Source organism: Corynebacterium lowii (assembly GCF_001412085.1).
Classification (GTDB): domain Bacteria; phylum Actinomycetota; class Actinomycetes; order Mycobacteriales; family Mycobacteriaceae; genus Corynebacterium; species Corynebacterium lowii.
The window spans coordinates 105,871-129,898 of record NZ_LKEV01000007.1 but is presented as its reverse complement, the minus strand read 5'-3'; the positions used below and the strand labels follow the sequence as shown (position 1 = coordinate 129,898).

The following is a 24,028-nucleotide window of genomic DNA, read 5'->3' as shown; positions in this document are numbered from 1 at the left end:
GGTTGTATGTCGCTCTCGCACCCTACTGTTGTATTAAAGATGAGAGGGTGGGTATGGCCGCAGGTGGTCATGCCTACCCTTTTTTTGTGGTTTCTGGGCTTGTGAGCACGACATTCCCCCCAACAAGGTAGATTGTGGAAGGAATACGGCATTAAGGAAAGGTACGCATAGTGGCTGGTCAAGATTCTCAGGGGCCTCGGAACATACCGGGGGTCAATTCCAACAATCCGGTGTGGCCAAAGCCCTCCAAGACTAAGCGCCTAGCAGGAGAGGAGCCTTCTTCCGGGGAGAAGAAGGACGAAAAGGTCGCATGGCCGAAGATACGCCAGGCGGGCTCCGCAGGTATGCCCAAGGTAGAGAAGAAGTCCGGGGCCGCGGCTGAGAAGCCCACGGTGGAAAAGAAGCTAGAGGAGAAGAAACCTTCTTCTACTGGGTGGCCTCAGGTTCAACGAGGGGCAGAACCCACGAAGCAGGAACCGAAGAAAGAAGAACTGAAGAAGGAAGAGCCGAAAAAGGCGCAGAGCCCGAGGCCAGAAACTCAGGCTACTGCGTCTGCGAAGAAAAAACCGGAAACGGCCAAGAAGGCATGGCCCAAGGTTCAGCAGGTGGTGGATACCTCTAAGAAGCCTGCCGCCTCTAAAGAGGAAAATACTTCTACCGCGGCTAAGCCAGCCCCCGCTAAGGAAAATAAGGACGCCAAAGCGGCCAAGGCCCCAGTTAAGCCCTCCCCGAAACCTCAAAAAGCGGAGGAGAAGAAGGACGATCCCAAGTCTGCGGCGACCAAGAAGGCGTCGAAACGCGCCCCTGCTACGACGTCGGTAGCGTCCTGGTTGCAGGCTCCTGCGGGGAAGAATAAGCCTACGGCGGCGCACTTTCAGACGAGCGGCGATGCCGCCCGCGCCGTTAATCTGGTGAAGCAGTACGGTGAGGGCGATACCACCGTGACCGCCCTGGACGATGTGAGCGTGAACTTCCGAAGGGGGGAGTTCACGGCGATTATGGGGCCGTCGGGTTCGGGCAAGTCCACGCTCATGCACTGCATGGCGGGCTTGGATGGGGCCAGCAGTGGGCAGGCCTTTATCGGTAGCACCGATTTGTCCACGCTAGAGGATGAGGAGATGACGGATCTGCGCCGTGATCGCCTGGGCTTTATTTTCCAATCCTTTAACCTGGTGCCCACTCTCACGGCAGCGGAGAATATTACGCTGCCGATGGATATTGCCGGGGGAGAGGTGGATCAGGAATGGTTCGATGAGATTACGGAGCGGTTTGGTTTGAAGAATCGCCTGAATCATCGCCCCTCGGAGCTTTCGGGCGGTCAGCAGCAGCGTGTGGCCTGCGCCCGCGCTTTGCTCTCGCGCCCAGAGATCATCTTTGGTGATGAGCCCACGGGAAATCTGGATTCTAATTCCTCCACGGAGGTCTTGAACATTCTGCGTCACTCGGTGGACCAAGATCATCAGACCGTGGTGATCGTTACGCACGATGCGCGGGCGGCGTCGTTTGCTGATCGCGTGATTTTCCTGGCGGACGGGAAGATCGTCAATGAGCTCAAGAAGCCCACCATAGATCAGATTCTTTCCACGATGGCCGGAATCGAGCGTGAGTAGTTCTATGAGCCTGAAAAATAGCACGATGCGGAAGGTGAGTGTGCGCACGGTGGCGGCGCACAAACTCAGAATTGCGTTGACGGTGTTGGCGGTGGTGTTGGGTACCGCTTTCATCGCCGGTGCGCTGATGTTCACCAATACGCTTTCTCAGAGCTATGACAACATGGTGTCCACGGAATATGACGGCGTGGACGTGGTGGTCACCGCAGAGGAGGGGCAACGCGGTATCTCCACCACCACCCGCAATGTCATTGCGGAGGACCCCAAGGTAGCCGGCGTTAATGTGCGCAGCAGCACCCCGGTGGTGTTGGGCAATGGGGATGGTGAATCCCTGAACTTTTCCGGCACCACCCGGCTCCTGCCGTGGTACACGGACCAGGACACCGTGAATGAGCCGGAACCCCTGGTGGAGGGGAGCAACCCGAGCGGTGCCAATGAGGTCGTCATTAATGAGAAGGCCGCGGAGACCTTAGAGGTATCGGTGGGCGATACCTTGACGATGGTGGACCCGCAGGGCCGCACGGAGGTGACCATCGCGGGCATCTACGAGATGACGATTGATAGCCCCACGGTGGCGTCGCTGCGCATGGACGAGTCCTCGTACCTGAGTAACTTCACGGAGGGGGGCTACGTCTCCGCGATCGTGGTGAAGGCCGCAGAGGGCGTGAGCGCGGATGAGCTGATGGATCACATCACCTCCGTGTACACGGACGTGGAAGCAACGCGGGGCTCGGACTTGGCCGATGAGAAGAGCAGTTCCATCAAGTCCACCCTGAGCTTTATTAATTACTTCCTCATGGCCTTTGGCCTCATGGCGCTCTTGGTGGGCACCTTCCTCATCGCCAATACCTTCTCCATGATTGTGGCGCAGCGCACCAAGGAGTTCGCTCTCTTGCGCGCCCTGGGTGCCTCGCGGCGGCAGATCACCCGTTCCGTGGTGTTGGAGGCCGCGATCATTGGCGCGGTGGGGTCCGTGGTGGGCGTCGTCGTGGGCGTGCTGCTGGTGATGGGCATTAAGGCCCTGCTTGCGGCGGGCAGCATGGCTCTGCCCGATGGCGGCTTGGGGCTGAGCCTTGGCGCGGTGCTCATTCCTATTGCGGTGGGCATCGTGGTCACCGTGCTTTCCGCCTGGTTGCCCGCCAAGCGCGCTGGTCGCGTGCGGCCGGTGGAGGCGATGCGAGCCACGGATTCCGCCTCCTCGCGCTCGCTGCGGAAGCGCACGATCGTGGGCGCCACCGTGGTGGGCGTGGGCATTGTGCTCACGCTCATGGGGGCGTTCTCCGATTTCAGCACGGGGGTGCGCGTGCTGATGGTGGGGCTGGGTTCCCTGGGCGTGATCGTGGGCTACTTCCTGGCTGGCCCGGCTATCGCGCTGGTCACGGTGCCCTGGATTGGGCGAGCGGTGGGCAAGCCCTTCGGCATGGTGGGCAAGCTCGCGGCAACCAACTCCGAGCGCAACCCCCGACGCAGCGCCACCACGGCCTTTGCCCTCACCATTGGCGTGGCGCTGGTGACCTCCATCGGCATGTTTGGCGCCACGGCAAAATCCGCGATCGAGGATAACTTTAGCGAGAGCATGCAGGCAGACTTCCGCCTGATGGGCCCCACGACGAGGAACTTCCCGCTGCCCGCCGAGGCTCTAGACGACGCCGCTAAGACCGACGGCGCGGGCAGCCTCGTGGAAACCTACCTGGCTCCGGTGAAGGTCAATGGGGCCTGGGGCGTTCCCTTTGCGGGCTATACCCTGTCCATGTACGGCAAACTCAACGAGTCCACCGGAGAGATCGCCGTGGAGGGCAACCTTGACCTCAGCGGCGAGGGATTCCTGGCCTCGGAGACCCAGGCAGACACGATGGGATGGTCCGTGGGCGATCAGGTGGAGGTGAGCGCTGGCGACGGCAGCAAGACCACCAAGGCGCAACTGATGGGTATTTACCCCGATAACAACGTTTTTGGTTCCGTGCTGGTGGCTAAGCACACCGCAGAGCTTTTGGTTCCCCCCTCCCAGATGGTGCTGGAAAGCGTGGACGTGATCGGGGATGGCTTTGTTTCCCACGAGGAATTGCGGGCTAACCTGGAAGAATCCATGAAGAAGTACCTGGTGGTGCAGGTGATGGATGCGGAGGACCTTGCGGGTGAGATCCAAAAGACCGTGGACCAGGTGCTCAACATTCTCTACGCCCTCCTGGCCCTCGCGGTGGTGATCGCGGTGCTGGGCATCGTGAACACACTGACCCTCAACGTGATCGAGCGGCGCAAGGAAATTGGCATGTTGCGCGCCGTGGGCGTGCACCGCGGGCAGGTGCGCCGCATGATCGTGGTGGAGGCCGTGCAAGTGGCGGTATTCGGTGCGGTGGCCGGCATGCTGATTGGCCTGGGGCTGGGCTGGTCCTTCCTGAATATTCTAGAAACGGAAGGCCTGGGTGGAACCCAGGTGCCGGCGATTCAACTGCTGATTATGGTCTTTGGCTCCGCCGCCGTGGGCGTGCTCGCAGCTTTGCTGCCCGCCCGCCACGCCGCCAAGACCCCTCCGCTGGAGGCTATCGCGGACTAATCATCCACAACACCGCGCACCCCATACACAAGGTCAGCCCCAGATAGGCTGCCGCGCGTGGTGTGCGCCGTGCTTTCATGGCGGCTCCTACTTCCGACGCCACCGTGGACCACGTAGACAGCGCCCCGGCCACGCCAGCACCCCAGGCGGCGGCCCCGAGGTCACCCAGGTACAGGCTCAAACCCAGCACGGCGCAGGCGAGAACGTTGGCGATCCCCGTGCCCTGCCAACCACCGGGGCGTCGGCTCAGCAGATAGCGGCCCACCCCACCGAGGAAGGCTCCGGAGGCCACGGCGGCGATCAGCATGGTTGGCTCCGCCGCGTTTGCGCCCACGCATCGCCAAGCAACCACGCGCCCAGGCAACCGATCAGCGTGGCGGCGAGGTAGCAGGCGGAAAAGAGGGGGCTGGCCTGCACCAGCACCAGGCAGAAGGCGGAAAAACTGGTGAAGCCCCCGAGTACGCCCTTGCCCCAGAAAAGCCCTGGGCGCAGCGCGCCCATGAGCAGACACCCGAGTACGTTGATACCCAGGAGTGCCCAGGGGGCGTCGAAAAGCGCGGTGGCACCCAGGCGAGCCAGTGCGCCCAGGGCCGCACCGCTGCCGACGACGATGGCGGGGCGGAACATGTCAGGTATGGTACGCCGCTGGCATTGCTCTGTGAATCTGCCCGAGGGACTCTCAACCTGGCGGTGGTGTCCATTAAGCTGTGTGTGTGCCCTTTACCGGGCATCTTGATCCGCAGCAACAAGATAAGGATTACTGTGAGCAGCACCGTTAAGTCTCCCAATGAAAAGGGCAAGGGCTTCCTGTGGGCCGTCGTGGGCATCATCGTGATCGCCGTGGTCGTGGTGGGCTACATCGTGATAAACGGTAAGAACACCAAGCGCGAGGCGATGATTGACACCGTGGCCTTTACTACCTCCTGGGAGGGAGACAAGATCACCTTGAAGGGGGAGCAGGCTACCGACGATACCCCGGTGGCCGACGTGTACGAGGACTTCTCCTGCCCCCACTGCGCGGATCTGGCCCTGGAAGATCGCCAAGCCATGCGCGAGGCCGTGGATAACGGCGAACTGGTGGTAAATATCCGCCCCCTGGTGTTTATGGATAACACCAACCGCGACGCGGAGATGAGCGACGAAGAAAAGGACGGTAACTCCCACCGCGCCCTGGCCGCCGTGCTGGCCGCGGCTTCCTCGGAGGACGACGGGCTGTACTGGAACCTGCGCAATTATCTCTTTGAGAACCAGTCCAATATCTACAGCGATAAGTGGGACAACGATAAGTACGCCGAGGCCGCTCAGGAACTGGGTGCCTCCGAGGACACGGTGAATGCCATCCGTGAGGGCAAGTACGCTGATCGCACCGATGAACTGGGTACCAAGAACGCCGATGAATTGGAAAAGACCGAGAACGGCGTATCCTCCCCGCGCATCTTCATCAACGGCGAGGAAAAGCAGCTTGAGGCCGATTGGGTGGAGAAGTACAAGAGCAATTAATGCCTTTGCCCTGGGCTTGCCTGATTGAATTGGGTACTGGGTGAGGATGGGGAAGGAGCGCCCGCGGGCGCTCCTTTTCTTTGTGGGGTGCGGGGGATGGCTAGAAAACTGGTTTTGACCAGCGGGTTTGTTTTCGTGCTGCGGTGCGAGGTACATTATTTCTCGTTCGCATGAAGCGCTCTTCCTGATAAAGGGAAGGTGCTTTTATGTTATGCGGGGCTATGGCGCAGCTGGTAGCGCACCACACTGGCAGTGTGGGGGTCACGGGTTCGAATCCCGTTAGCTCCACTTATTGTGTTCAAGGAAACCTTGGCCCGAATTATCCGCGTGGATTTTTCGGGCCAAGGTTTTTCTCATGTGTGGGGGCGGGCTGGGTAGCCCTAGCTTGGGCCAAAGTTCTCGAAAGTCTCGTAGTTCTCGAACTTCTCGAATCTGCGGTAAGTTCTCGAACTTCTCGAAGATCTCGAACCGGGCATAGGATGGACGCCGTGAACACGAGCGATGATACGAGCAATCCGTTCCGCCCTACCTTTGGGGTGCCGCCTGCCTTTTGGGTAGGCCGCGCAGCCACCACGGAGGCATTTCGCAATGCGCTGCGCTCCGGCCCGGGGGCCTTTAGCCGTTCCATGCTGATTAGCGGCATGAGGGGGATAGGGAAAACGGTGCTGCTCAATGAGCTAGAGGATATAGCGGCCGAACTAGGGTGGGCGCGGCTACGCGCCACGGGGAGGAGCAACCTCGTCAAGGAGTTGGTGGAAACCTCTATCCCCAGGGCCGTGCAGGAAGGAGGGGAGGCAACGCGCAGGAGAATTAATAGCATCGGCATTAGCGGCGTCGGCTCGCTAGGTTTTAGTGACGAGGCACCCCAAGGGTATAAACCGACGCTGGCTACGCAGCTGCGGGAATTGGCGGAGTCATATCGGGAAACCGGTGTGCTGCTCACCGTGGATGAGGTTCAGGATGCACGGGTGGAGGACCTTACCGAATTGGCCGTGGCCTATCAGGACGTGGTGAGAGACGAGCTGAACATAGCGATCGTGATGGCGGGTTTGCCGCAGGGGGTCAATGCCCTTTTAAACCTGCCCGGTGCCACCTTTCTTAGGCGGGCTCACCTTCAACTCTTAGGTTCTTTTTCTGCGGAGAATACCGTGGTGGCTTTTCACTCTACCGCCGAAGGCTCGGGAATAGAACTAAGCGATGCTGCGGTACGCCGTGCGGTGGAAATATCCAGGGGATACCCATTCTTGGTGCAACTCGTGGGGTATTTGAGCTGGAATCGGGCGCGGCAGCGGGGCGCAACCCTCGTTGAGTCGAAAGATATTGAGGCCATTGCACAGGAAGCCATTTCGGTGATGGGGGTACAGGTGCATGCCCCGGCCGTGCACGGGATTAGCCCCACCCAGCGGGAGTTCCTAGAGGTAATGGCGGCGGTAGTCGATGGAACGGAAGCCTGCCCCATCGGGGAGGTCGCTCAGGCATTGGATAAGCCGGTGAAGTCTATCTCCGATACACGTCACCGGCTTATCCAGACGGACCTCATCGAACCAGCAGGCTACGGCAAGGTGGCCTTTACGGTGCCCTACCTTGCGGATTACCTGCGGGCCACGGACCGGCTCGGCCGCATTGACTAAGCAGTGCGTGAGAACCGGCTCAGGGCCTCCTGCACCACCGCGGGTTCCTCGCCCAGGGGCACCTCCACGGCGTCGAGAATGGCTTTCCCGACGCCGTGCTCGTCGGCCCGCGTGGGGGAAAATGCCGCCTCGATGTCGGTGGTGCGCTCCCCGGCCTGGGAGAAGAGCTCGACGGTCCTGCGCGCTGCCGACGGCGCGGTGAGGGCGCCTAAGAGCACCTGGGCCACGTGGGCGATGCTCACGCCGGGCTGCCCTCCCAGGAGATCGCCCTGGCGCAGGTCGATCTGCTGGTCGCCCGGGGCCTCGTAGCCGAACCAACCGGGGCGCACGATCGTGTAGCGCCGCCCCGAGGCACGCACGAGCCGTTCGGCGCGGCGCTTCCACGCCACGAACTCGTAGCGCGCCGGTACCGTGGATACTCCCATAGAGGTCATGAGGGCGATAGGGGTATCCGGCTTGTCCTCGCTGGCCTCCAGGAGCGCGGCCACCACATCATAGAAGCTCTGCCCCTGGCGCCCATCGACGTCGCCGCCATGAGTGAGAATGATGCCCTCGACGTCGCGGAGCAGCGGGCGCAGGGCTGCGGCGTCGGTGGGGTCGGCGCGGAGAATATGCGTTTCCTCCGGCAGTAATTGCGCAGCGCGCTCGGTATTGCGCGTTTGGGCCGTTACCTGTATCCCGGCGGCGAGTGCTTCCTTTACTACCACCTGACCAATTTGGCCGGTAGCTCCGATAATAAGCAGGTTCTTTATGGTATCCACGGGGCTCCTTATGGTTGTGCGGCCGGGAATTAATCGAGATTCTCGGTGAAGAACTCGGAGAGTTTTTCCACGGCGGGGGTGACGAACTCGTCTTTACCATAGAGGTCCATGTGTGAGGCGCCTTCGATGTCAAAGAGCTCCGCCGTGGGGCCGGCGAGTTTCACGGCCTCCTCAGAAAAGTGGCGGGTATCGGCCTCGGTACCGGCGATCATGAGGAGCGGGCGCGGGGCAATCCAGTCTTGGTGCTCAAAGGGGTGATAGTGCGCGAGGACGTCGAATTGCAACATTCCCCACCCGATAGAGCGCGGGTGCGCGGTGTGCTCGGCAATGTAGTAGTCATAGGACTCTCGGAACATGCTGCGCTCCGGGTAGGCCTGAGCCTCTGCGAGGGTGCCGGGATTGACGTGGGTGAGGAACTCTCCCTCGCCCCGGCCCGCGAGATTGCGCAGGATTCCGGCCTGATTGAGCAGGAACTCGCGGGTTTCTGGGTCCTCCATCAGTTCACCGGCGGGATCGACGGCGCTGACCGTGGCCACCGCGCGCATCCTGCGGTCCGTTTGAGCCGTATAGGAAACATAGCTGCCACCGGCGCAAACCCCCAGGATGCCGACGCGATTTTCGTCCACGAAGCTCCGGGTGGCTAGGTAGGTGAACGCGGAGCGCATGTCCTCCGCGCGTTGGAAGGGGTCCTCCAGGAATCGGGGAAGGCCGCCGCTCTCGCCCTGGCGGGCGGCGTCGAAAGTAAGGGTGGCAAAGCCCTTCTTGGACAGCTCCTCGGCGTAGCGGCCAGCGGTTTGCTCCTTGACGCCTCCCGCGGGGTGGGCAACGACGACGCCGGCCAGGGTGCGGCCGTCGAAGTCATCGGGGATGTAGAGAACGCCGGAGATGTCGATGTTGTGGCTCGTGAAGGTCACGGGTGTGCGCACGGGTGGGGCTCCTTATGGAGAGAGGGAAAGCGGAACGATTGATCCGTTTCCCGAATGTACGGAATCCCTGTTCCGCTTGTCAATGATCGGCGGTGCTGCTACGCAGCCCGTCGAAGATGACGTTCAGCGTTTGACCTCTTAGTTCTTCCCCCCAATTTTGCTGATCGGAGGCGGCGCACATGGCGAGGATGAGGGCGAGCACCTCGGCCAGGGCGACGTCGCCGCGCACGCTCCCTTCTTTCTGCGCGCGGCGAAGTAACGCTTCCGTGGTGTTTTCTAACTCCCGAACCTGCGAGGCAAATCCAATGCGGGGATCGCGGTGCGCCTCGGTGAGGGCATCCACGAGGGTTTTTTCTCCCGCCGATTCCTGCACGGCAAAGGCGAAGAAGTCGAAGAAGGCGGCGCTGGGGTCGTCGTGAGTAAGCGCGGCGCGTGCGTATTCGAGGAATCGCTTGAGGCGTTCGGCAATGATCTCCTCAAAGAGGGATTCTTTGGTGGGAAACTGCCGATATATGGTGCCCAGGCCCACGCCCGCCTGGCGGGCTATCTCCCGCATGGAGGCCGCCGAGCCGTCGCGGGCGAGCACGTATTCGGCGGCGTCGAGAACCCGTGCCCTGTTGCGGGCGGCATCCGCGCGAAGCGGCCTCTTGGCACTGTGCTCTGTCATAGCGTGGACGATACGCCATGAATATGTGCCGCATAGAATGAAAACTATGTGTAACCATGATCGTGATTCTTCTGGTGTGCAGGCGCTTTCCGCTGAGGAGTGCCTGGATAAACTCCGCAGCATCTCCCTGGGCCGCCTGGTGGTGCGCCGCAGCGAGGAAATGGATATTTTCCCGGTGAACTACGTGGTGGACCAGCACGGTGAGGTGTACCTGCGCACGGCCGAGGGCACCAAGCTCTTTAGCCTCAGCCTCAACCCCGAGGTGCTTTTTGAGGCCGATGAGGTGCGCGATGGGGCGGCGTGGTCGGTGGTGCTGCGCGGCACGGCCACGGCCCTGGATAACCAGGCGGACATCGACTATGCGGATTCCCTGCCGCTGCGCCCCTGGGTGCCCACCCTCAAGTACCGTTACGTGCGCATCACGGCGGAAGAGTTGAGCGGGCGCTCCTTTGCCCTGGGGGAGGAGCCGGAGCGCTACTGATGGTGGAGATAGTGCGCAAGTATCCGCGCGAATATCTCTCGGCCCGCGCGGAGGCGGCGGGCTTGAGCTGGTTGGCTGAGGCCAGCGAGCATGTGGCGCAGGTGGTGGAGGTCAGCGATGAGCACCTAGCCACCAGGGAAGTAAAGGCAGTGCGGCTCACCGCGCAGGCCGCCCGAGTGGCGGGGCGGGAGTTAGCCCGCATCCACGCCGCCGGGGCACCCGCTTTTGGTAGCCCGCCTCCGGGGTGGGAGGGCCCCAATTACATCGGCACGCAGCCCCAGGAATGTACTCCTACCCAGCAGTGGTCCCGATTCTATGCCGAGCAGCGCGTGCTGCCCTTTGCACGCCGGGCCTATGAGGCGGGCAATCTGGGCGCGCAGGGCTGGGAACAGGTGCAGCAGGCCTGCGCTGCCCTAGAGGAGATCATGCGGAATCGCGGCTGGCAGAGCTCTCCGGCGCGGTTACACGGCGATCTCTGGGCGGGCAACCTGCTTTTTGGAGAGGATGGCCCGGTGTTCATCGACCCCGCCGCCCACGGCGGGCACCCGGTGACCGATCTGGCGATGTTGGCGCTCTTTGGCGCCCCGCACCTAGAGGAGATATACGCCGGCTATGAGGAGGCGGCCCTGCCTCCACTGCCCCAGGACTGGCGCGAGAGTATCCCGCTGCACCAGTTGCACCCCCTGGCGGTGCACACGCTCACCCACGGTCCGGGCTATGCCCCGGAGCTCGTTAGCGCGGCCCGCGCCGCGCTGGCGTTGCAGCCCTAGATGGCAGGGAGCTAAGGGCCAGCTCAGCCCCGCCACCACGTATCAAAGGGAGTGGCGGGCAGGTGCCGCTTGTGATCGCCCACCCGCCACAGGTGCTCGATGCGCTCGGCGGCCTCCTCGGGTATGCGGCGGCCCTCTAGGTAGGCGTCGATATGCGCATAGGTCACGCCCAGAGCCTCCTCGTCGGGCAGTGCGGGGCGATCTTCTTCGAGGTCGGCGGTGGGCACCTTCGTCCAGGTCGAGGGTGGTGCGCCGAGGTATTCGAGCAGGCTCGCCCCCTGGTTTTTGGTCAGCCCCGCCAGCGGCAACAGATCGGCCGCGCCGTCGCCGTGCTTGGTAAAGAAGCCGGTGAGGTTTTCCGCGGCGTGGTCGGTGCCAATCACCAGCAGGTTTTCCTGACCTGCCAGGGCGTATTGGGCCACCATGCGCTGCCGGGCCTTGACGTTGCCGAGGTTGAAGTCGCTCAGCCGCGCGGTGCCCAGAGCGGCAGCGCTGGCGGTAGCGAGGGCGTCGGTAGCCTCCTTGATATTGATGGTGCCCTGGTGATCGGGGCGGATGAAGCGCAGAGCCACCTGGGCGTCCTCCTCATCGGCCTGCACGCCATAGGGCAGGCGCAGCGCCCAGAACCGCGCGGGGCGGGCGCGCTCCACGGCGAGCTGGGCGAGCCTTCCGGCCAGGGTGGAATCCTGCCCCCCGGAGATGCCCAGCACGAAGCCGCGCGCCCCGGTGGTGCGCAGATAATCCACCAGGAAGTTCACGCGGCGGCGCACCTCTTCTTCTGGATCGATTAAGGGGCGCGTATGCAGGGCGGAAATGATCTCCTCTTGCAGGCGGTGGGGCAGCGGCGGCATGGGTTTTGCTTCCTCCGGTGGCAGGATGGGCGGGTGCGTGAACGAACTTATGTGCTCACTGTAGCGCTCGTGGCGGCCTTTGGCGGGCTCCTTTTCGGCTATGACACAGGCGTGATGGCCGGGGCGCTGCTCTTCCTTTCCCCGGAGATGGGGATGACGGCCTACCAAGAGGGGCTGGTGACCTCCGCGCTGCTGGCGGGAGCGGCCATTGGTGCGGTGGGCTCGGGGCCGGTGGCGGCGCGGCTGGGGCGGCGTCGCACGCTGATTCTCGGCGGGGCGATCTTCGTGGGAGCCTCCCTGGCCTGCGCGGCGGCCACCAGTGTGCTCACCATGACGGCGGCGCGCGCCGTGCTGGGGTTGGCGGTGGGCGCGGTGAGCATCGTGGTGCCCATGTATATCTCGGAGATGGCTCCGGCGCGGGTGCGCGGGCGGCTGGTCTCGCTCAACACTCTGATGATCGTGGTGGGCCAGCTCAGCGCTTACATGGTGAACTCCGCGGTGGCCTCCACGGGAAACTGGCGGCTCATGCTGGGCCTGGCGGCGGTACCGGGGCTTATCCTGGCCATCGGCATGTTCTTCCTGCCCGATACTCCCGCCTGGTATGCCTCCAAGGGGCTTATCGACGCCGCCGAGCGCACCGCCGCCCGCGTGGGGCTGCGGCTGACTGACATAGGTACTGGCTCTAGCGACTCGCGCGATGCCCGAGCCCAGTGGCGCGTGCTGCGCGAACACCGCTGGATTGCCGCCGCCGTGGGCGTGGCCGTGGCAGTGGGCGTGATTCAGCAGATCACGGGCGTTAATGCGGTGGTGTATTTTGCTCCCACAATGATGAATAGCGTGGGCATTGCCGTGGAGAGTTCCGTGCACACCTCCCTGGTGATCGGCGTGGTGAGCGTGATCTCCTGCTACATAGGCCTGCGGATCGTGGACCGCGTGGGACGCAAGCGCCTGCTCACCCTGGGGCTGCTGGGCAATATCGGCTCCCTGGTGGCCCTGGCGGTGGCCTACTCCTTTGCCGCGCAGCACACGGCGGCCGCCTGGATCGCTCTGGTGATGATGGCGCTCTTCATGGTTTCCCAGCAGGCGGCGGTATCGCTGACCACCTGGCTGCTCATCTCTGAGTTGGTGCCCATGCGGGTGCGCGGCCTGGGCATGGGGCTGGCCGGGCTGGCTCTATGGCTGGCTAACTGGGCGGTGGCGCAGTTCTTCCTGCCCCTGGTGGAGGCGGTGAGCGGGCAGGGTGCCTTCCTGCTCTTTGCTGGTTTGGGCGTGGTGGCGCTGATATTCGTGCGCTACCGCGTGCCGGAGACAACGGGCAGGGATCTCAGCGAGGTGGAGGCGATCTTCCAGGGGCGTTTTGGCAGTGATACGGCGGTGCGGTAGTATTTCCCTCCGTGTCATGGCCGTGCTTTTGGGTGCGTATGCCCACATTGAGGTGGCGGCCACAGGAAAGTAGCGCATACAGGAAGGAGCGCCCGATGAAGGTCCGCAAGTCGCTTCGGTCGCTGAAGAACAAGCCGGGCGCCCAGGTTGTGCGTCGCCACGGCAAGGTCTACGTGATTAACAAGAAGGATCCGCGTTTCAAGGCTCGCCAGGGCTAATTGTGATGCCGCCTGGGTAATCCAGGAAGGAAAGCCGCTTACCTCCGCGTGGGGTGGGCGGCTTTCTTGTGGTTTACTGTTGCTGCTTGGAGTGGTGTCTCACATCACTTTATGGAGCTGCGGAGACGTTGGGCATGGTGATTTTCCCACCTGATGGGAAAGTGCAGGTGGGAATCGCAACGATGTAGTTAGGGGGAGGGGTGGGGTCTCAACATGTGGGGTGGCTGCCGGGGGCCAACTGGGAATATCAGAGATGTAACTACTATATATTGTGCTGGTTGCGCTAATCCACCACAAATTATAGTGTCGTTTCATGTCGCCGGGAACGGCGTAAAACATTCGTTCAGCATTATTGTGGGGCCGCCGCTAGAGCCCCGAGAGCGCGAAGTTGAGGACATTATGGCTATCACCGTGTACACCAAGCCCGCCTGCATGCAGTGCAACGCCACCAAGAAGGCCTTGGACCGCGCCGGGCTGGATTACACGCTGGTGGACATCTCCTTGGACGAAGAGGCCCGCGATTACGTCCTCGCCCTGGGGTACCTTCAGGCCCCCGTGGTGGAGGTCGGTGGCGAGCACTGGTCCGGCTTCCGCCCCGAGCGCATCCGAGAGCTCACCGCGCAGGTGGCTTAAAGCGATCCCACCCCAGGCCACCCAAAAGCGGTGGCCTCACCTTTATCTCAGTTAAGGAAGGGGAGTAGAAGTGCTCATCGTGTACTTCTCCTCGGCTACGGAAAACACCCATCGCTTTGTGCACAAGCTCGGTTTCCCTTCGGCGCGCATTCCCCTGCGGCGCACGGAGGAACCGCTGCGGGTGAATGAACCCTACGTGTTGGTGTGCCCCACGTATGGCGGAGGGGCGTCGATAAGCCACCAGAACTCCCGGCCGGTGCCCACCCAGGTGATCCGCTTCCTCAATGATGAACGTAATCGCTCGTTTATTCGAGCCGTGGTATCCAGCGGAAACACCAATTTTGGGACCGATTATGGCAAGGCGGGCGACGTGATTGCCGCCAAGTGTCACGTGCCCTATGTGTATCGTTTTGAGTTGTTGGGAACCCCGGAGGACGTGGAAACGCTCCGCGAGGGATTGCTCAGCAACGCCGAGGCTTTGGGCCTGCAAGCTCCGCTCACCGCCGCTTAAACCTGTACCGCCTGCTCTTGTGCGGTGCCTTTATAACTTAAAATTCATATTCGTTGCTTCTGAAAGGGTCCAAGAGTGACTGAAAAGGGAAAGGCCGTGGCCGAGCCGGTGGCTCCCGCCGAACAGACCGATTACCATGCGCTGAACGCGCTGCTGAACCTGTATGACGCCGATGGGCACATTCAGTTTGATAAGGACCGCGATGCGGCCAAACAGTTCTTCCTCCAGCACGTCAACCAGAACACCGTGTACTTCCACGACCTGCGCGAGAAGCTGGATTACCTGGTGGAGAACAAGTACTACGACCCCCAGGTGCTCGCGCGCTACGACTTCGAGTTCATCAAGGATTTATTCAAGCGGGCCTACAGCTTCAAGTTCCGCTTTAGCACCTTCCTGGGGGCTTACAAGTACTACACCTCCTACACGCTTAAGACCTTCGATGGCCGCCGCTACCTAGAGCGCTTTGAAGATCGCGTGTCGATGGTGGCCCTCGCCCTGGCCGATGGGGATACCGCCCTGGCCGAGCACCTGGTGGACGAGATCATGTCTGGCCGCTTCCAGCCCGCCACGCCCACCTTCCTCAACGAGGGCAAGGCCCAGCGCGGCGAGCCGGTCTCCTGCTTCCTGCTGCGCATCGAGGACAACATGGAGTCCATCGGGCGCTCCATCAACTCTGCGCTGCAACTCTCCAAGCGCGGCGGCGGCGTGGCCCTGCTGCTGAGCAACCTGCGCGAATCGGGCGCCCCGATTAAGCACATCGAGAATCAGTCCTCCGGCGTGATTCCCGTGATGAAGTTGCTGGAGGATTCCTTCTCTTACGCCAACCAGCTCGGCGCGCGCCAGGGCGCGGGCGCGGTGTACCTCAACGCCCACCACCCGGACATCCTGAGCTTCCTGGACACCAAGCGCGAGAACGCGGATGAGAAGATCCGCATTAAGACCCTCTCGCTCGGCGTGGTGATCCCCGACATCACCTTTGACCTGGCTAAGCGCAACGATGATATGTATTTGTTCTCCCCCTACGACGTGGAGCGCATCTACGGCAAGCCCTTTGCCGACATCTCCGTGACGGAACTCTACGACGAGATGGTAGAGGATCCCCGGATCCGCAAGACCAAGATCAACGCCCGCCAGTTCTTCCAGACCCTGGCGGAGATCCAGTTTGAATCCGGCTACCCGTACATCATGTTCGAGGACACCGCGAATGCCGCCAACCCCATCGCGGGCCGGGTGAACATGTCCAACCTCTGCTCGGAGATCTTGCAGGTCAATACCCCCTCCACCTTCAACGCCGACCTCAGCTACGAGACCATCGGTGACGACATCTCCTGCAACCTCGGCTCCCTCAACATCGCCATGACGATGGACTCCCCGGACTTTGGGCTCACCGTGGAGACCGCCATTCGCGGGTTGACCGCCGTGTCCAACCAAACGGCCATCGACTCCGTGCCGTCCATCCGCAAGGGCAACGACGCCGCCCACGCCATCGGCCTGGGCCAGATGAACCTGCACGGCTACCTGGGGCGCGAGCACATTCATTATGGCTCGGAGGAGGGCCTGGACTTCACCAACGCCTACTTCGCCTCCATTCTTTATGCCGCCCTGCGCGCCTCCAACAAGATCGCCCGCGAACGCGGTGAAACCTTCGAGGGCTTCGAGGATTCCGAGTACGCCAGCGGCGCCTACTTCGATCGCTTTGACCCCGCGCAGTTCCAGCTCACCACGGCCAAGGTGAAGGCGATCTTTGAGGCCTCCACCGCGCATATACCCACGGCGGAGGAATGGGCCGAGCTCAAGGCCGCGGTGATGAAGGACGGCATCTACAACCGCTACCTTCAGGCCGTGCCGCCCACGGGCTCCATCTCCTACATCAACAACTCCACCTCCTCGATTCACCCGATCGCCTCCAAGATCGAGATTCGCAAGGAAGGCAAGATCGGCCGCGTGTACTACCCGGCCCCGCACATGGACAATGAGAACCTCGAATACTTCGAGGACGCCTACGACATCGGCTTTGAAAAGATCATTGACACCTACGCGGTGGCCACCCGCTACGTGGACCAGGGCCTTTCCCTCACGCTGTTCTTCAAGGACACCGTGACCACCCGCGACATCAACAAGGCCCAGATTTACGCCTGGCGCAAGGGCATCAAGACGCTCTACTACATCCGCCTGCGTCAGGTGGCCCTGGAAGGCACCGAGGTGGAGGGCTGCGTGAGCTGCATGCTCTAGGGCTTAGTCTTATTTGCTTGGCGACGGCCCGCCGCTCCCGCTTGGTGGGGCGCTCTGGCGGGGCCGGTCGCGGCGTCGCCAAGCATGAGCGCATAGAAAAGGAGGGAGCCTGCCCGGTGCGGTCCGGGAGGCTCCCTCCTTATTATTTATGCCTGCGGCATTTAGTCGTGATCGCGGGCACCGAGCTCGTGGTCGATGCGCAGCAGGCCGGAGCCGTCGCCGCCCACGATGGTGATGCGGTCCAGAATCTCGGAGACGGTGGACTCTTCCTCGATCTGCTCATCGAGGAACCAGTCGATCATCGGGCGGGAATCCCAATCCTGCACCTCGGCCTGGAGGGCGGCGAGGTTGCGGATGGAGGCGGAAACCTTCTCCTCGTGGGCCAGGGAAGCCTCGAAGGCCTCCTTGGCGGTGGAGACGTTGAGCTTGGGGGTGGGGATGTCCTGAATCTGCGGAACGTAGCCGCGATCCAGCAGGTGCTGAGCGAAGCGGTGTGCGTGCTCAAGCTCCTCATCGTGCTGTGCCTTCATCCAGTCGCGCATGCCGGTCAGACCGAGGTCGTCGAGGACGTAGGAGAGCTGGAGGTAGATCAAGGAAGCCTCGATCTCCATGGTGACCTGCTCGTTGAATGCCTTTGCCAGTTTGTCGTTGATAGCCATGATTCAGAGAATAGGCCGATTAATCGGGCTTGTCATCTGAGGTTAGGCGAATAAATGTGAGGTTAGGCGAAGGTGGGCGGTGGGAAAATCGTCGGAAAATGCGGGGGCAGAGGCGGCATAAAATCCGCCCCGAACCCCGGTTATCAAGCGGATATGCGCCGCTGTGCGATGGCTCGCTGTGGTGGAATTAAGAGGGCGGTAGGGTAGGGGGACGCGCGTTCCCGCGCCGGCGACAATCGCCTTTGCAGCGTTCACCATGATGGAGGTCGTGTTATGGCTCCGCAGCCGGAATCCTATGAGGAGTACCTGGCCAGCCACACCAAGCCCGTTCGGGCGATCAACTGGAATGAGATCCCGGACGAAAAGGATCTTGAGGTGTGGGACCGGCTCACCGGCAATTTCTGGCTCCCGGAGAAGGTGCCGGTATCCAACGACATCAAGAGTTGGGGCACCCTCAACGAGCTGGAAAAGCAGACCACCATGCGCGTGTTCACGGGCCTGACGCTGCTGGATACGATTCAGGGCACCGTGGGCGCGGTGTCCTTGCTTCCCGACGCCACCTCCCTCCACGAGGAGGCGGTGCTTACGAACATCGCCTTCATGGAGTCCGTCCACGCCAAGAGCTATTCCAATATCTTCATGACGCTGGCCTCCACCCCGGAGATCAACGATGCCTTCCGATGGTCGGAGGAAAACGAGAATCTTCAGCGCAAGGCCAAGATCGTGCTCTCTTACTACGAGGGCTCCGATCCGCTCAAGCGCAAGGTGGCCTCCACGCTGCTGGAATCCTTCCTCTTCTATTCCGGCTTTTACCTCCCGATGTACTGGTCCTCCCACGCCAAGCTGACCAACACGGCAGACATCATCCGCCTCATCATCCGCGACGAGGCCGTGCACGGCTACTACATCGGCTACAAGTATCAGATGGGCGTGCGCGCCTCGGACCAGCAGCGCCGCGATGAGCTCAAGGAATATACCTTCGATCTGCTCTACGACCTCTACGACAATGAAACCCAGTACACCGAGGACCTCTACGACGGCTTGGGGTGGACCGAGGACGTCAAGCGATTCCTGCGCTATAACGCCAACAAGGCCCTCAATAACCTCGGGTATGAGGCGCTTTTCCCGGCCGATGAGACGCGAGTTTCCCCGTCGATTCTCTCCGCACTTTCCCCGAACGCCGATGAGAACCACGATTTCTTCTCCGGTTCCGGTTCCTCCTATGTGATTGGCAAGGCGGAAAATACGACGGATGATGACTGGGATTTCTAACCAGCTGTTCGCCAATACGGGGGCGCTCAACCTAAAGGTTGATTCACACCGGGGGTAGTTTTTAGGGCTTCAAGCGCGATCGGGGGGCGCTTGCGCGCCCAAGAGTGTGGAAAAGGTCACTGGTGGGGTGGGGCTGTTGGTTCTTGGGGGTGGCTATGCCTACCAGCGTGGGGCTGGGATGATGCTGCCAAAGCTGAATGTTTCCAGGGCAAATATCCATGTGGGGCGGGGTTTTGTGGCTGGTGGGACGGCTGGAAAAACTGCGCAGACGTGTTTTAGTATGAAGCGGTAGAAAACTTGGACAACCCTGTGTTCCCGAGGGCTGTCTCATAGTCAGGAGGATCGAATGACTGCTGTGGCACCGCGGCTCGACAATTACGTCGAACCCGTCCGTCCCGCACCAACCGGCAATGCCCGCAAGGGTTCCAAGATGTGGAAGATGCTCACCACCACGGACCACAAGGAACTGGGCATCATGTACATCATCATGTCCCTGGTGTGGTTCTTCGCCGGTGGCCTGATGGCACTGCTTATCCGCGCGGAGCTTTTTACCCCCGGTTTGCAGTACCTCTCTAACGAGCAGTTCAACCAGCTGTTCACCATGCACGGCACGGTGATGCTGCTGGCTTTCGGTACCCCGATCGTCTGGGGCTTCGCCAACTACGTTCTGCCCCTGCAAATCGGCGCCCCCGATGTGGCCTTCCCCCGCCTTAACGCCTTCGGCTTCTGGCTCACCCAGGTGGGCGTGGTGGCCATGCTCGCGGGCTTCATCACCCCCGGTGGTGCCGCGGACTTCGGCTGGACGATGTACTCCCCGCTATCCGACGCCATCCACACCCCCGGCGTGGGCGCGGACTTCTGGATCGTGGGCGTGGGTGCCACCGGTGTGGGTACCGTGGCCTCCGCGATCAACATGGTCACCACCATTCTGTGTATGCGCGCTCCGGGCATGACCATGTTCCGCATGCCGATCTTCTCGTGGAACATCTTTGTGGCCTCCGTGCTCGCGCTGCTGATCTTCCCGCTCCTCCTGGCTGCTGCCCTGGGTATTCTGTACGACCGCAAGTTGGGCGGTCACATCTACGATCCCGCTAATGGTGGCTCTATCCTGTGGCAGCACCTCTTCTGGTTCTTCGGCCACCCCGAGGTGTACGTGCTGGCGCTGCCCTTCTTCGGCATCGTCTCCGAGATCATTCCGGTGTTCTCCCGCAAGCCGATGTTCGGCTACGTGGGCCTGGTCTTTGCCACCCTGTCCATCGGTGCGCTGTCGATGGCCGTGTGGGCGCACCACATGTTCGTTACCGGTGCGGTGCTGCTGCCCTTCTTCTCCTTCATGACCTTCCTGATCTCCGTGCCCACGGGCGTGAAGTTCTTTAACTGGGTGGGCACGATGTGGAAGGGGCACATCACCTGGGAGACCCCGATGGTGTGGGCCGTGGGCTTCATGGCTACCTTCATCTTCGGTGGCCTCACCGGCATTATGCTGGCCTCCCCGCCGCTGGACTTCCAGCTCTCTGAGTCTTACTTCCTCATCGCGCACTTCCACTACACCCTCTTCGGCACCGTGGTGTTTGCTTCCTTCGCGGGCATTTACTTCTGGTTCCCCAAGATGACGGGCCGCATGCTGGATGAGCGCCTGGGCAAGATTCACTTCTGGCTCACCTTCGTGGGATTCAACGGAACCTTCATGGTGCAGCACTGGTTGGGCAACATGGGCATGCCGCGTCGTTACGCGGACTACCTGGACACCGATGGCTTCACCACGCTCAACCAGATCTCCACGATCTTCTCCTTCCTGCTGGGCTGCTCGGTTCTGCCCTTCGTGTGGAACGTGTTTAAGTCCTGGCGCTACGGAGAGGTCGTCACCGTGGACGATCCGTGGGGCTATGGCAACTCCCTGGAGTGGGCCACCTCCTGCCCGCCTCCGCGCCACAACTTCGTTTCCCTGCCGCGTATCCGCTCGGAGCGCCCCGCCTTCGAGCTGCACTACCCGCACATGGTGGAGCGCATGCGCCGCGAGGCTCACACGGGTGGCGGCCACTAAAGGCTGCTGAACCCTCCTACTGACTACATAGTTTGCCCCCTTCGGTTTTTTCGCCGGAGGGGGCTTTCTGTGTGTAAAAATAAAACGATGGAACACACGACTCCCACTGCCACCGTCCCCGCCGTGGTCACCGTCACCGGCCCCAATAGGCCCGGTGTCTCGGCGGCCTTCTTTCACGTTCTGGCCGCCCGCGATATTCCCCTGCTCGATGTAGAGCAATCGGACTTCCGAGGCCGCCTTTCCCTGGCGGCCTTCGTCAATCTGCCCACCGCCACCCCGGAGGGATTGGAGGAGGAACTATCCGCCGCACTCGAACCCCTCGATCAGCAGGTCACCCTGGAGATCAACGCCGCGGATATTACGGGCCGCCCGCGCTCCACGCACGTGGTGGTGGTGCTGGGCAATGAGGTACAGGCCGCCGATGTCTCTGCGGTGGGCCGGATTCTGGCCGATCACGGGGCCAATATTGATCGCATCCGGGGAATCTCCGATTACCCGGTGATTGGGCTGGAACTCTCGATTACCGTGGCCGATCCCTCCTCCGGTGGGGCGGCCGATCTGCGCAAGGCTCTGGCGGAGGGCACCAAGGATTTGGGCGTGGATATTGCGATGGAGCGGGCGGGCCTGGCCCGCCGTTCTAAGCGCCTGGTGTGCTTTGATTGCGATTCCACCCTGATTACCGGCGAGGTCATTGAGATGCTGGCCGCCCACGCCGGGCGCGAGGAGGAGGTGGCCCGCGTGACCGAGAGGGCCATGCGCGGCGAGATTGACTTTGAGGAATCCCTGCGCGAGCGCGTGGCGGCCCTGGCGGGCTTGGATGAATCGGTGCTGGACGAGGTGGCCGAGGCTATCGTGCTCACGCCGGGGGCGCGCACCACCGTGCGAACCCTGAAGCGCATGGGTTATACGGTGGCGGTGGTCTCGGGCGGGTTCACGCAGGTATTGGAGGACTTGGCCGAGGATTTGGGCGTGGATTATGTGCGGGCCAATACCTTGGAAATTGAGGGCGGCAAGCTCACCGGGCGCGTGATCGGAGAGGTGGTGGACCGGGCGGCCAAGGCCCGGTTCCTGCGCGATTTTGCGGAGGAAAACCACATCGCCATGAACCAGACCGTCGCGGTGGGCGATGGGGCCAATGACATTGATATGATCTCCGCCGCAGGTCTTGGCATTGCCTTTAATGCCAAGCCCGCCCTGCGCGAGGTAGCCGATACCGCGGTCACGCACCCCTTCCTTGACGAGGTATTGCATATCCTGGGTATCCCGCGCGATGAGGTGGAGGCCGCCGAAAAGGAGGCCGGAACCTACCGCCGCGTGCCCCTGGGCGAGTAATGCTCTAACAGGCCCCAAAAACTAGGAGGCCACCAGGCGGCGCAGCGCCCCGCGCACCTTTTCCCCGTCTGAGGTGGCCCAAAACTGCGGCATGGAGGCGCTTAGAAAACCCCCGTAGCGCTTGGTCACGATGCGGCGGTCAAGCACCGCCACCACCCCCTTGTCGTTCACTGAACGCAGCAAGCGGCCCGCTCCCTGGGCCAGCAGCAGGGCGGCGTGGGTGGCGGCCACCTCCATGAAGCCGTTGCGCCCCTCGGCGTCGGCGGCTTCCTTACGAGCCTGGAGCAGGGGATCGTCGGGGCGGGGGAAGGGGATGCGGTCGATGAGCACCAGGGAGCAGGAGCGCCCTGGTACGTCCACGCCCTGCCAGAGGGTGAGCGTGCCGAAGAGGCAGGTGTTCTCGTTGCGGGCAAAGTTATCCACGAGAGCCCCGGTGCTGTCCTCGCCTTGAAGGAGGATGTCAAAGGGCAAGCGGGGGCGTAGTTTCTCCGCCGCGATCTGGGCGGCGCGGCGGGAGGAGAAGAGCCCCAGGGTGCGGCCCCCGGCGGCGGTGATGAGCTCGGCCATCTCGTCGAGGGTTTCGGGGGTGGGGCCTTCGCGGCCGGGGTCGGGCAGCGCGGTGGGCACGTACATGATCCCGGAGCGCTGCGGGTCAAAGGGGGTGCCCACGTCAATGCCGTCCCAGGTGACCTTGGGCAGGCCCCAGGCTGCGGCTAGAGCCTGAAAGTTGCCGCCCACCGAGAGCGTGGCGGAGGTGAGCACCACGGTATTTTCGGCAAAAAGCCGGGTGTGCAGCAGACCCGCCACGGAAAGGGGAGCCACGGTGAGTGAGGTGCCGCGGCGCTCATCCACGGTGAGCCATACGACGTCGCTCTGCTCGCTGGGATCGGAGGTCTCGAACACGCCGAGCATGCGCACGAGGGCGTCGTGAAGTTCCAGCAGATGCGCGGAGAGATTGTGGCGCTCCGCGAAGGTTTCGGGAGCGTTGGTGGCCTCCCCCTCGGGGGCCTTGGCGATGCGGGAGCGGGTGGCCCAGATTTCATCGCGCAGGCTCACCAGGAGGGTGCGGGTGTGATCGTCCACGCTGGTCCAGCGGCCGGGTTCCAGGGCGGGGACGTGGGAATCCCAGGCCTTGGTGGCCTCGGTAAGTTTGGCGTCCTGGCCGTCCGCCCCGAGTTTTCCCGCGCGCTTGGCGGCCAGGTTCAAGGCGGTGACGGTGATGTGAGCGGTGGCCACGGCGGTAATGCGGCCGTCGAGCTCGTGGGCCTCGTCCACGATCACCACCTCGTGCTCGGGGAGGATGGGGGCGTCGGAAAGCGCGTCGATGGCCAGCAGCGCGTGGTTGGTCACCACCACGTCCACGTTGCGGGTGGCTTGGCGGGCGAGTTCGGCAAAACATTCCTCGCCGTGGGGGCAGCGGGTGGCGCCCACACATTCGTTGGAGGTCACCGAGGCGTGCCGCCACACCTGGTCGGGCACGCCGGGTTCGAGGTCATCGCGGTCGCCGGTTTCGGTCTCCTGCGCCCAGTCCGTCACGCGCCGCATCTGGCGGCCCAGCCAGCCCAGTTCTTCCTCATCGAGCAGGGCTTCCTGTTCCTCGGGCTCCTCGCGGGCAATTTTATTGAGGCACAGATAATTGGAGCGGCCCTTTTGAATGGCAAAGGTGGGGCGGTGCTCCATGAGGGGTTCCAGGGCGTCGGCAAGGCGGGGTAAATCGCGATCTACCAGTTGCTTTTGCAGGGCGATGGTGGCGGTGGAAACGATCACGGTGGTGCCCGTGGCCTGAGCGTGGCGCAGGGCGGGCACCAGATACGCCAGGGACTTTCCGGTGCCCGTTCCCGCCTGCACCGCGAGGTGGCGCTCCCTTTCCATCGCAGTACTCACCGCTTGAGCCATGCGCACCTGCCCCTTACGCCGCGCCCCGCCCAGGGCGGAAACGGCGGCTTCGAGGAGATCATCGGTGGAGGGACTCAGCGGCGCATCGGGCATGGTC

22 protein-coding genes and 1 tRNA gene are annotated in these 24,028 nt (G+C 62.4%); 15 read left to right on the top strand and 8 right to left on the bottom strand.

The window, feature by feature from the left end; translation table 11 throughout:
* Positions 1–830 precede the first annotated feature (830 nt).
* Positions 831–1,610, top strand: a complete 780-nt coding sequence (locus tag Clow_RS10320) for an ABC transporter ATP-binding protein (protein WP_055178932.1) — start codon at positions 831–833, stop codon at positions 1,608–1,610.
* Positions 1,611–1,635: 25 nt separating this feature from the next.
* A complete protein-coding gene (locus tag Clow_RS10315) occupies positions 1,636–4,164 on the top strand; it encodes an ABC transporter permease (protein ID WP_211256960.1) in 2,529 nt (842 codons plus the stop codon).
* On the opposite strand, the gene Clow_RS10310 is transcribed toward Clow_RS10315, so the two are convergent.
* Both Clow_RS10310 and Clow_RS10305 read right to left on the bottom strand, forming a co-directional pair.
* Positions 4,151–4,471 carry a FluC/FEX family fluoride channel gene (locus Clow_RS10310; RefSeq protein WP_055178902.1) on the bottom strand — a complete coding sequence of 107 codons (321 nt, stop codon included), beginning with the start codon at positions 4,469–4,471 and terminating at the stop codon, positions 4,151–4,153. The genes Clow_RS10315 and Clow_RS10310 overlap by 14 nt on opposite strands.
* Positions 4,465–4,791, bottom strand: a complete 327-nt coding sequence (locus Clow_RS10305) for a fluoride efflux transporter family protein (RefSeq protein WP_055178899.1) — start codon at positions 4,789–4,791, stop codon at positions 4,465–4,467. Before Clow_RS10305 ends, Clow_RS10310 begins: the two co-directional genes overlap by 7 nt.
* Before the next feature lie 135 nt (positions 4,792–4,926).
* On the opposite strand from Clow_RS10305, the gene Clow_RS10300 reads away from it, so the two are divergent.
* From Clow_RS10300 to Clow_RS10290, 3 genes are all read left to right on the top strand, one after another.
* A complete protein-coding gene (locus Clow_RS10300; protein ID WP_055178896.1) occupies positions 4,927–5,664 on the top strand; it encodes a DsbA family protein in 738 nt (245 codons plus the stop codon).
* A 215-nt stretch (positions 5,665–5,879) separates the two neighbouring features.
* Positions 5,880–5,952 (top strand) — tRNA-Ala (locus Clow_RS10295).
* Between the two features lie 200 nt (positions 5,953–6,152).
* The gene (locus Clow_RS10290) at positions 6,153–7,295 is read left to right on the top strand and encodes an ATP-binding protein (protein ID WP_169786585.1); all 1,143 of its coding nucleotides are present in this window, start codon (positions 6,153–6,155) and stop codon (positions 7,293–7,295) included.
* Here the strand turns inward: Clow_RS10290 and Clow_RS10285 are convergent.
* The 3 genes from Clow_RS10285 to Clow_RS10275 all read right to left on the bottom strand — a co-directional run bounded on the left by Clow_RS10285 (position 7,292) and on the right by Clow_RS10275 (position 9,649).
* Positions 7,292–8,056, bottom strand: a complete 765-nt coding sequence (locus Clow_RS10285) for an NAD(P)H-binding protein (RefSeq protein ID WP_055178892.1) — start codon at positions 8,054–8,056, stop codon at positions 7,292–7,294. The genes Clow_RS10290 and Clow_RS10285 overlap by 4 nt on opposite strands.
* 29 nt (positions 8,057–8,085) lie before the next feature.
* Positions 8,086–8,982, bottom strand: a complete 897-nt coding sequence (locus Clow_RS10280; RefSeq protein WP_055178890.1) for an alpha/beta hydrolase — start codon at positions 8,980–8,982, stop codon at positions 8,086–8,088.
* A gap of 79 nt (positions 8,983–9,061) precedes the next feature.
* Entirely contained in the window at positions 9,062–9,649 is a 588-nt protein-coding gene (locus Clow_RS10275) for a TetR/AcrR family transcriptional regulator (protein ID WP_055178888.1), read from the bottom strand.
* 46 nt (positions 9,650–9,695) lie between these two features.
* Here Clow_RS10275 and Clow_RS10270 point away from each other — a divergent pair, with 46 nt between their 5' ends.
* Positions 9,696–10,130 carry a pyridoxamine 5'-phosphate oxidase family protein gene (locus Clow_RS10270; protein ID WP_055178886.1) on the top strand — a complete coding sequence of 145 codons (435 nt, stop codon included), beginning with the start codon at positions 9,696–9,698 and terminating at the stop codon, positions 10,128–10,130.
* Entirely contained in the window at positions 10,130–10,900 is a 771-nt protein-coding gene (locus Clow_RS10265; protein ID WP_211256959.1) for a fructosamine kinase family protein, read from the top strand. Before Clow_RS10270 ends, Clow_RS10265 begins: the two co-directional genes overlap by 1 nt.
* Before the next feature lie 23 nt (positions 10,901–10,923).
* Here the strand turns inward: Clow_RS10265 and nadE are convergent, their stop codons facing one another.
* Entirely contained in the window at positions 10,924–11,751 is an 828-nt protein-coding gene (nadE, locus tag Clow_RS10260) for an ammonia-dependent NAD(+) synthetase (protein ID WP_055178884.1), read from the bottom strand.
* 33 nt (positions 11,752–11,784) lie between these two features.
* Here nadE and Clow_RS10255 point away from each other — a divergent pair, with 33 nt between their 5' ends.
* The 5 genes from Clow_RS10255 (at position 11,785) to nrdE (ending at position 16,728) form a co-directional block, all read left to right on the top strand.
* A complete protein-coding gene (locus Clow_RS10255; RefSeq protein WP_055178883.1) occupies positions 11,785–13,134 on the top strand; it encodes a sugar porter family MFS transporter in 1,350 nt (449 codons plus the stop codon).
* Between the two features lie 95 nt (positions 13,135–13,229).
* Complete coding sequence (gene ykgO, locus Clow_RS10250; RefSeq protein ID WP_005288826.1) at positions 13,230–13,352, top strand: type B 50S ribosomal protein L36; 123 nt, start codon at positions 13,230–13,232, stop codon at positions 13,350–13,352.
* Between the two features lie 399 nt (positions 13,353–13,751).
* Positions 13,752–13,985 (top strand): glutaredoxin-like protein NrdH, encoded by a 234-nt coding sequence (gene nrdH / locus Clow_RS10245; protein WP_055178881.1) that lies wholly within the window; start codon positions 13,752–13,754, stop codon positions 13,983–13,985.
* Between the two features lie 70 nt (positions 13,986–14,055).
* Positions 14,056–14,496, top strand: coding sequence for a class Ib ribonucleoside-diphosphate reductase assembly flavoprotein NrdI (nrdI, locus tag Clow_RS10240; RefSeq protein ID WP_055178879.1), 441 nt, complete (start codon positions 14,056–14,058; stop codon positions 14,494–14,496).
* Positions 14,497–14,571: 75 nt separating this feature from the next.
* Positions 14,572–16,728, top strand: a complete 2,157-nt coding sequence (gene nrdE / locus Clow_RS10235; protein ID WP_055178878.1) for a class 1b ribonucleoside-diphosphate reductase subunit alpha — start codon at positions 14,572–14,574, stop codon at positions 16,726–16,728.
* 161 nt (positions 16,729–16,889) lie between these two features.
* Here nrdE and Clow_RS10230 read toward each other — a convergent pair whose 3' ends face one another.
* Entirely contained in the window at positions 16,890–17,387 is a 498-nt protein-coding gene (locus Clow_RS10230) for a ferritin (RefSeq protein WP_055178876.1), read from the bottom strand.
* Positions 17,388–17,660: 273 nt separating this feature from the next.
* Between Clow_RS10230 and nrdF the strand changes: the two genes are divergently transcribed.
* The 3 genes from nrdF to serB all read left to right on the top strand — a co-directional run bounded on the left by nrdF (position 17,661) and on the right by serB (position 22,035).
* Complete coding sequence (gene nrdF / locus Clow_RS10225; protein WP_055178874.1) at positions 17,661–18,659, top strand: class 1b ribonucleoside-diphosphate reductase subunit beta; 999 nt, start codon at positions 17,661–17,663, stop codon at positions 18,657–18,659.
* Between the two features lie 346 nt (positions 18,660–19,005).
* The gene (ctaD, locus tag Clow_RS10220) at positions 19,006–20,703 is read left to right on the top strand and encodes an aa3-type cytochrome oxidase subunit I (RefSeq protein ID WP_055178871.1); all 1,698 of its coding nucleotides are present in this window, start codon (positions 19,006–19,008) and stop codon (positions 20,701–20,703) included.
* Between the two features lie 87 nt (positions 20,704–20,790).
* Entirely contained in the window at positions 20,791–22,035 is a 1,245-nt protein-coding gene (serB, locus tag Clow_RS10215; RefSeq protein ID WP_055178869.1) for a phosphoserine phosphatase SerB, read from the top strand.
* Between the two features lie 21 nt (positions 22,036–22,056).
* Here serB and Clow_RS10210 read toward each other — a convergent pair whose 3' ends face one another.
* Entirely contained in the window at positions 22,057–24,024 is a 1,968-nt protein-coding gene (locus tag Clow_RS10210; RefSeq protein WP_055178867.1) for an ATP-dependent DNA helicase, read from the bottom strand.
* Positions 24,025–24,028: the final 4 nt, after the last annotated feature.

Bases quoted from the DNA above. Each gene is read 5' to 3' on its own strand.
- Clow_RS10315 (WP_211256960.1), top strand. From the start codon at position 1,636: ATGCGGAAGGTGAGTGTGCGCACGGTGGCGGCGCACAAACTCAGAATT.
- nrdF (WP_055178874.1), top strand. From the start codon at position 17,661: ATGGCTCCGCAGCCGGAATCCTATGAGGAGTACCTGGCCAGCCACACC.
- ykgO (WP_005288826.1), top strand. From the start codon at position 13,230: ATGAAGGTCCGCAAGTCGCTTCGGTCGCTGAAGAACAAGCCGGGCGCC.
- ctaD (WP_055178871.1), top strand. From the start codon at position 19,006: ATGACTGCTGTGGCACCGCGGCTCGACAATTACGTCGAACCCGTCCGT.
- Clow_RS10310 (WP_055178902.1), bottom strand. From the start codon at position 4,471: ATGCTGATCGCCGCCGTGGCCTCCGGAGCCTTCCTCGGTGGGGTGGGC.
- Clow_RS10210 (WP_055178867.1), bottom strand. From the start codon at position 24,024: ATGCCCGATGCGCCGCTGAGTCCCTCCACCGATGATCTCCTCGAAGCC.
- Clow_RS10265 (WP_211256959.1), top strand. From the start codon at position 10,130: ATGGTGGAGATAGTGCGCAAGTATCCGCGCGAATATCTCTCGGCCCGC.
- Clow_RS10305 (WP_055178899.1), bottom strand. From the start codon at position 4,791: ATGTTCCGCCCCGCCATCGTCGTCGGCAGCGGTGCGGCCCTGGGCGCA.
- Clow_RS10270 (WP_055178886.1), top strand. From the start codon at position 9,696: ATGTGTAACCATGATCGTGATTCTTCTGGTGTGCAGGCGCTTTCCGCT.
- nrdH (WP_055178881.1), top strand. From the start codon at position 13,752: ATGGCTATCACCGTGTACACCAAGCCCGCCTGCATGCAGTGCAACGCC.
- serB (WP_055178869.1), top strand. From the start codon at position 20,791: ATGGAACACACGACTCCCACTGCCACCGTCCCCGCCGTGGTCACCGTC.
- Clow_RS10230 (WP_055178876.1), bottom strand. From the start codon at position 17,387: ATGGCTATCAACGACAAACTGGCAAAGGCATTCAACGAGCAGGTCACC.
- nadE (WP_055178884.1), bottom strand. From the start codon at position 11,751: ATGCCGCCGCTGCCCCACCGCCTGCAAGAGGAGATCATTTCCGCCCTG.
- Clow_RS10275 (WP_055178888.1), bottom strand. From the start codon at position 9,649: ATGACAGAGCACAGTGCCAAGAGGCCGCTTCGCGCGGATGCCGCCCGC.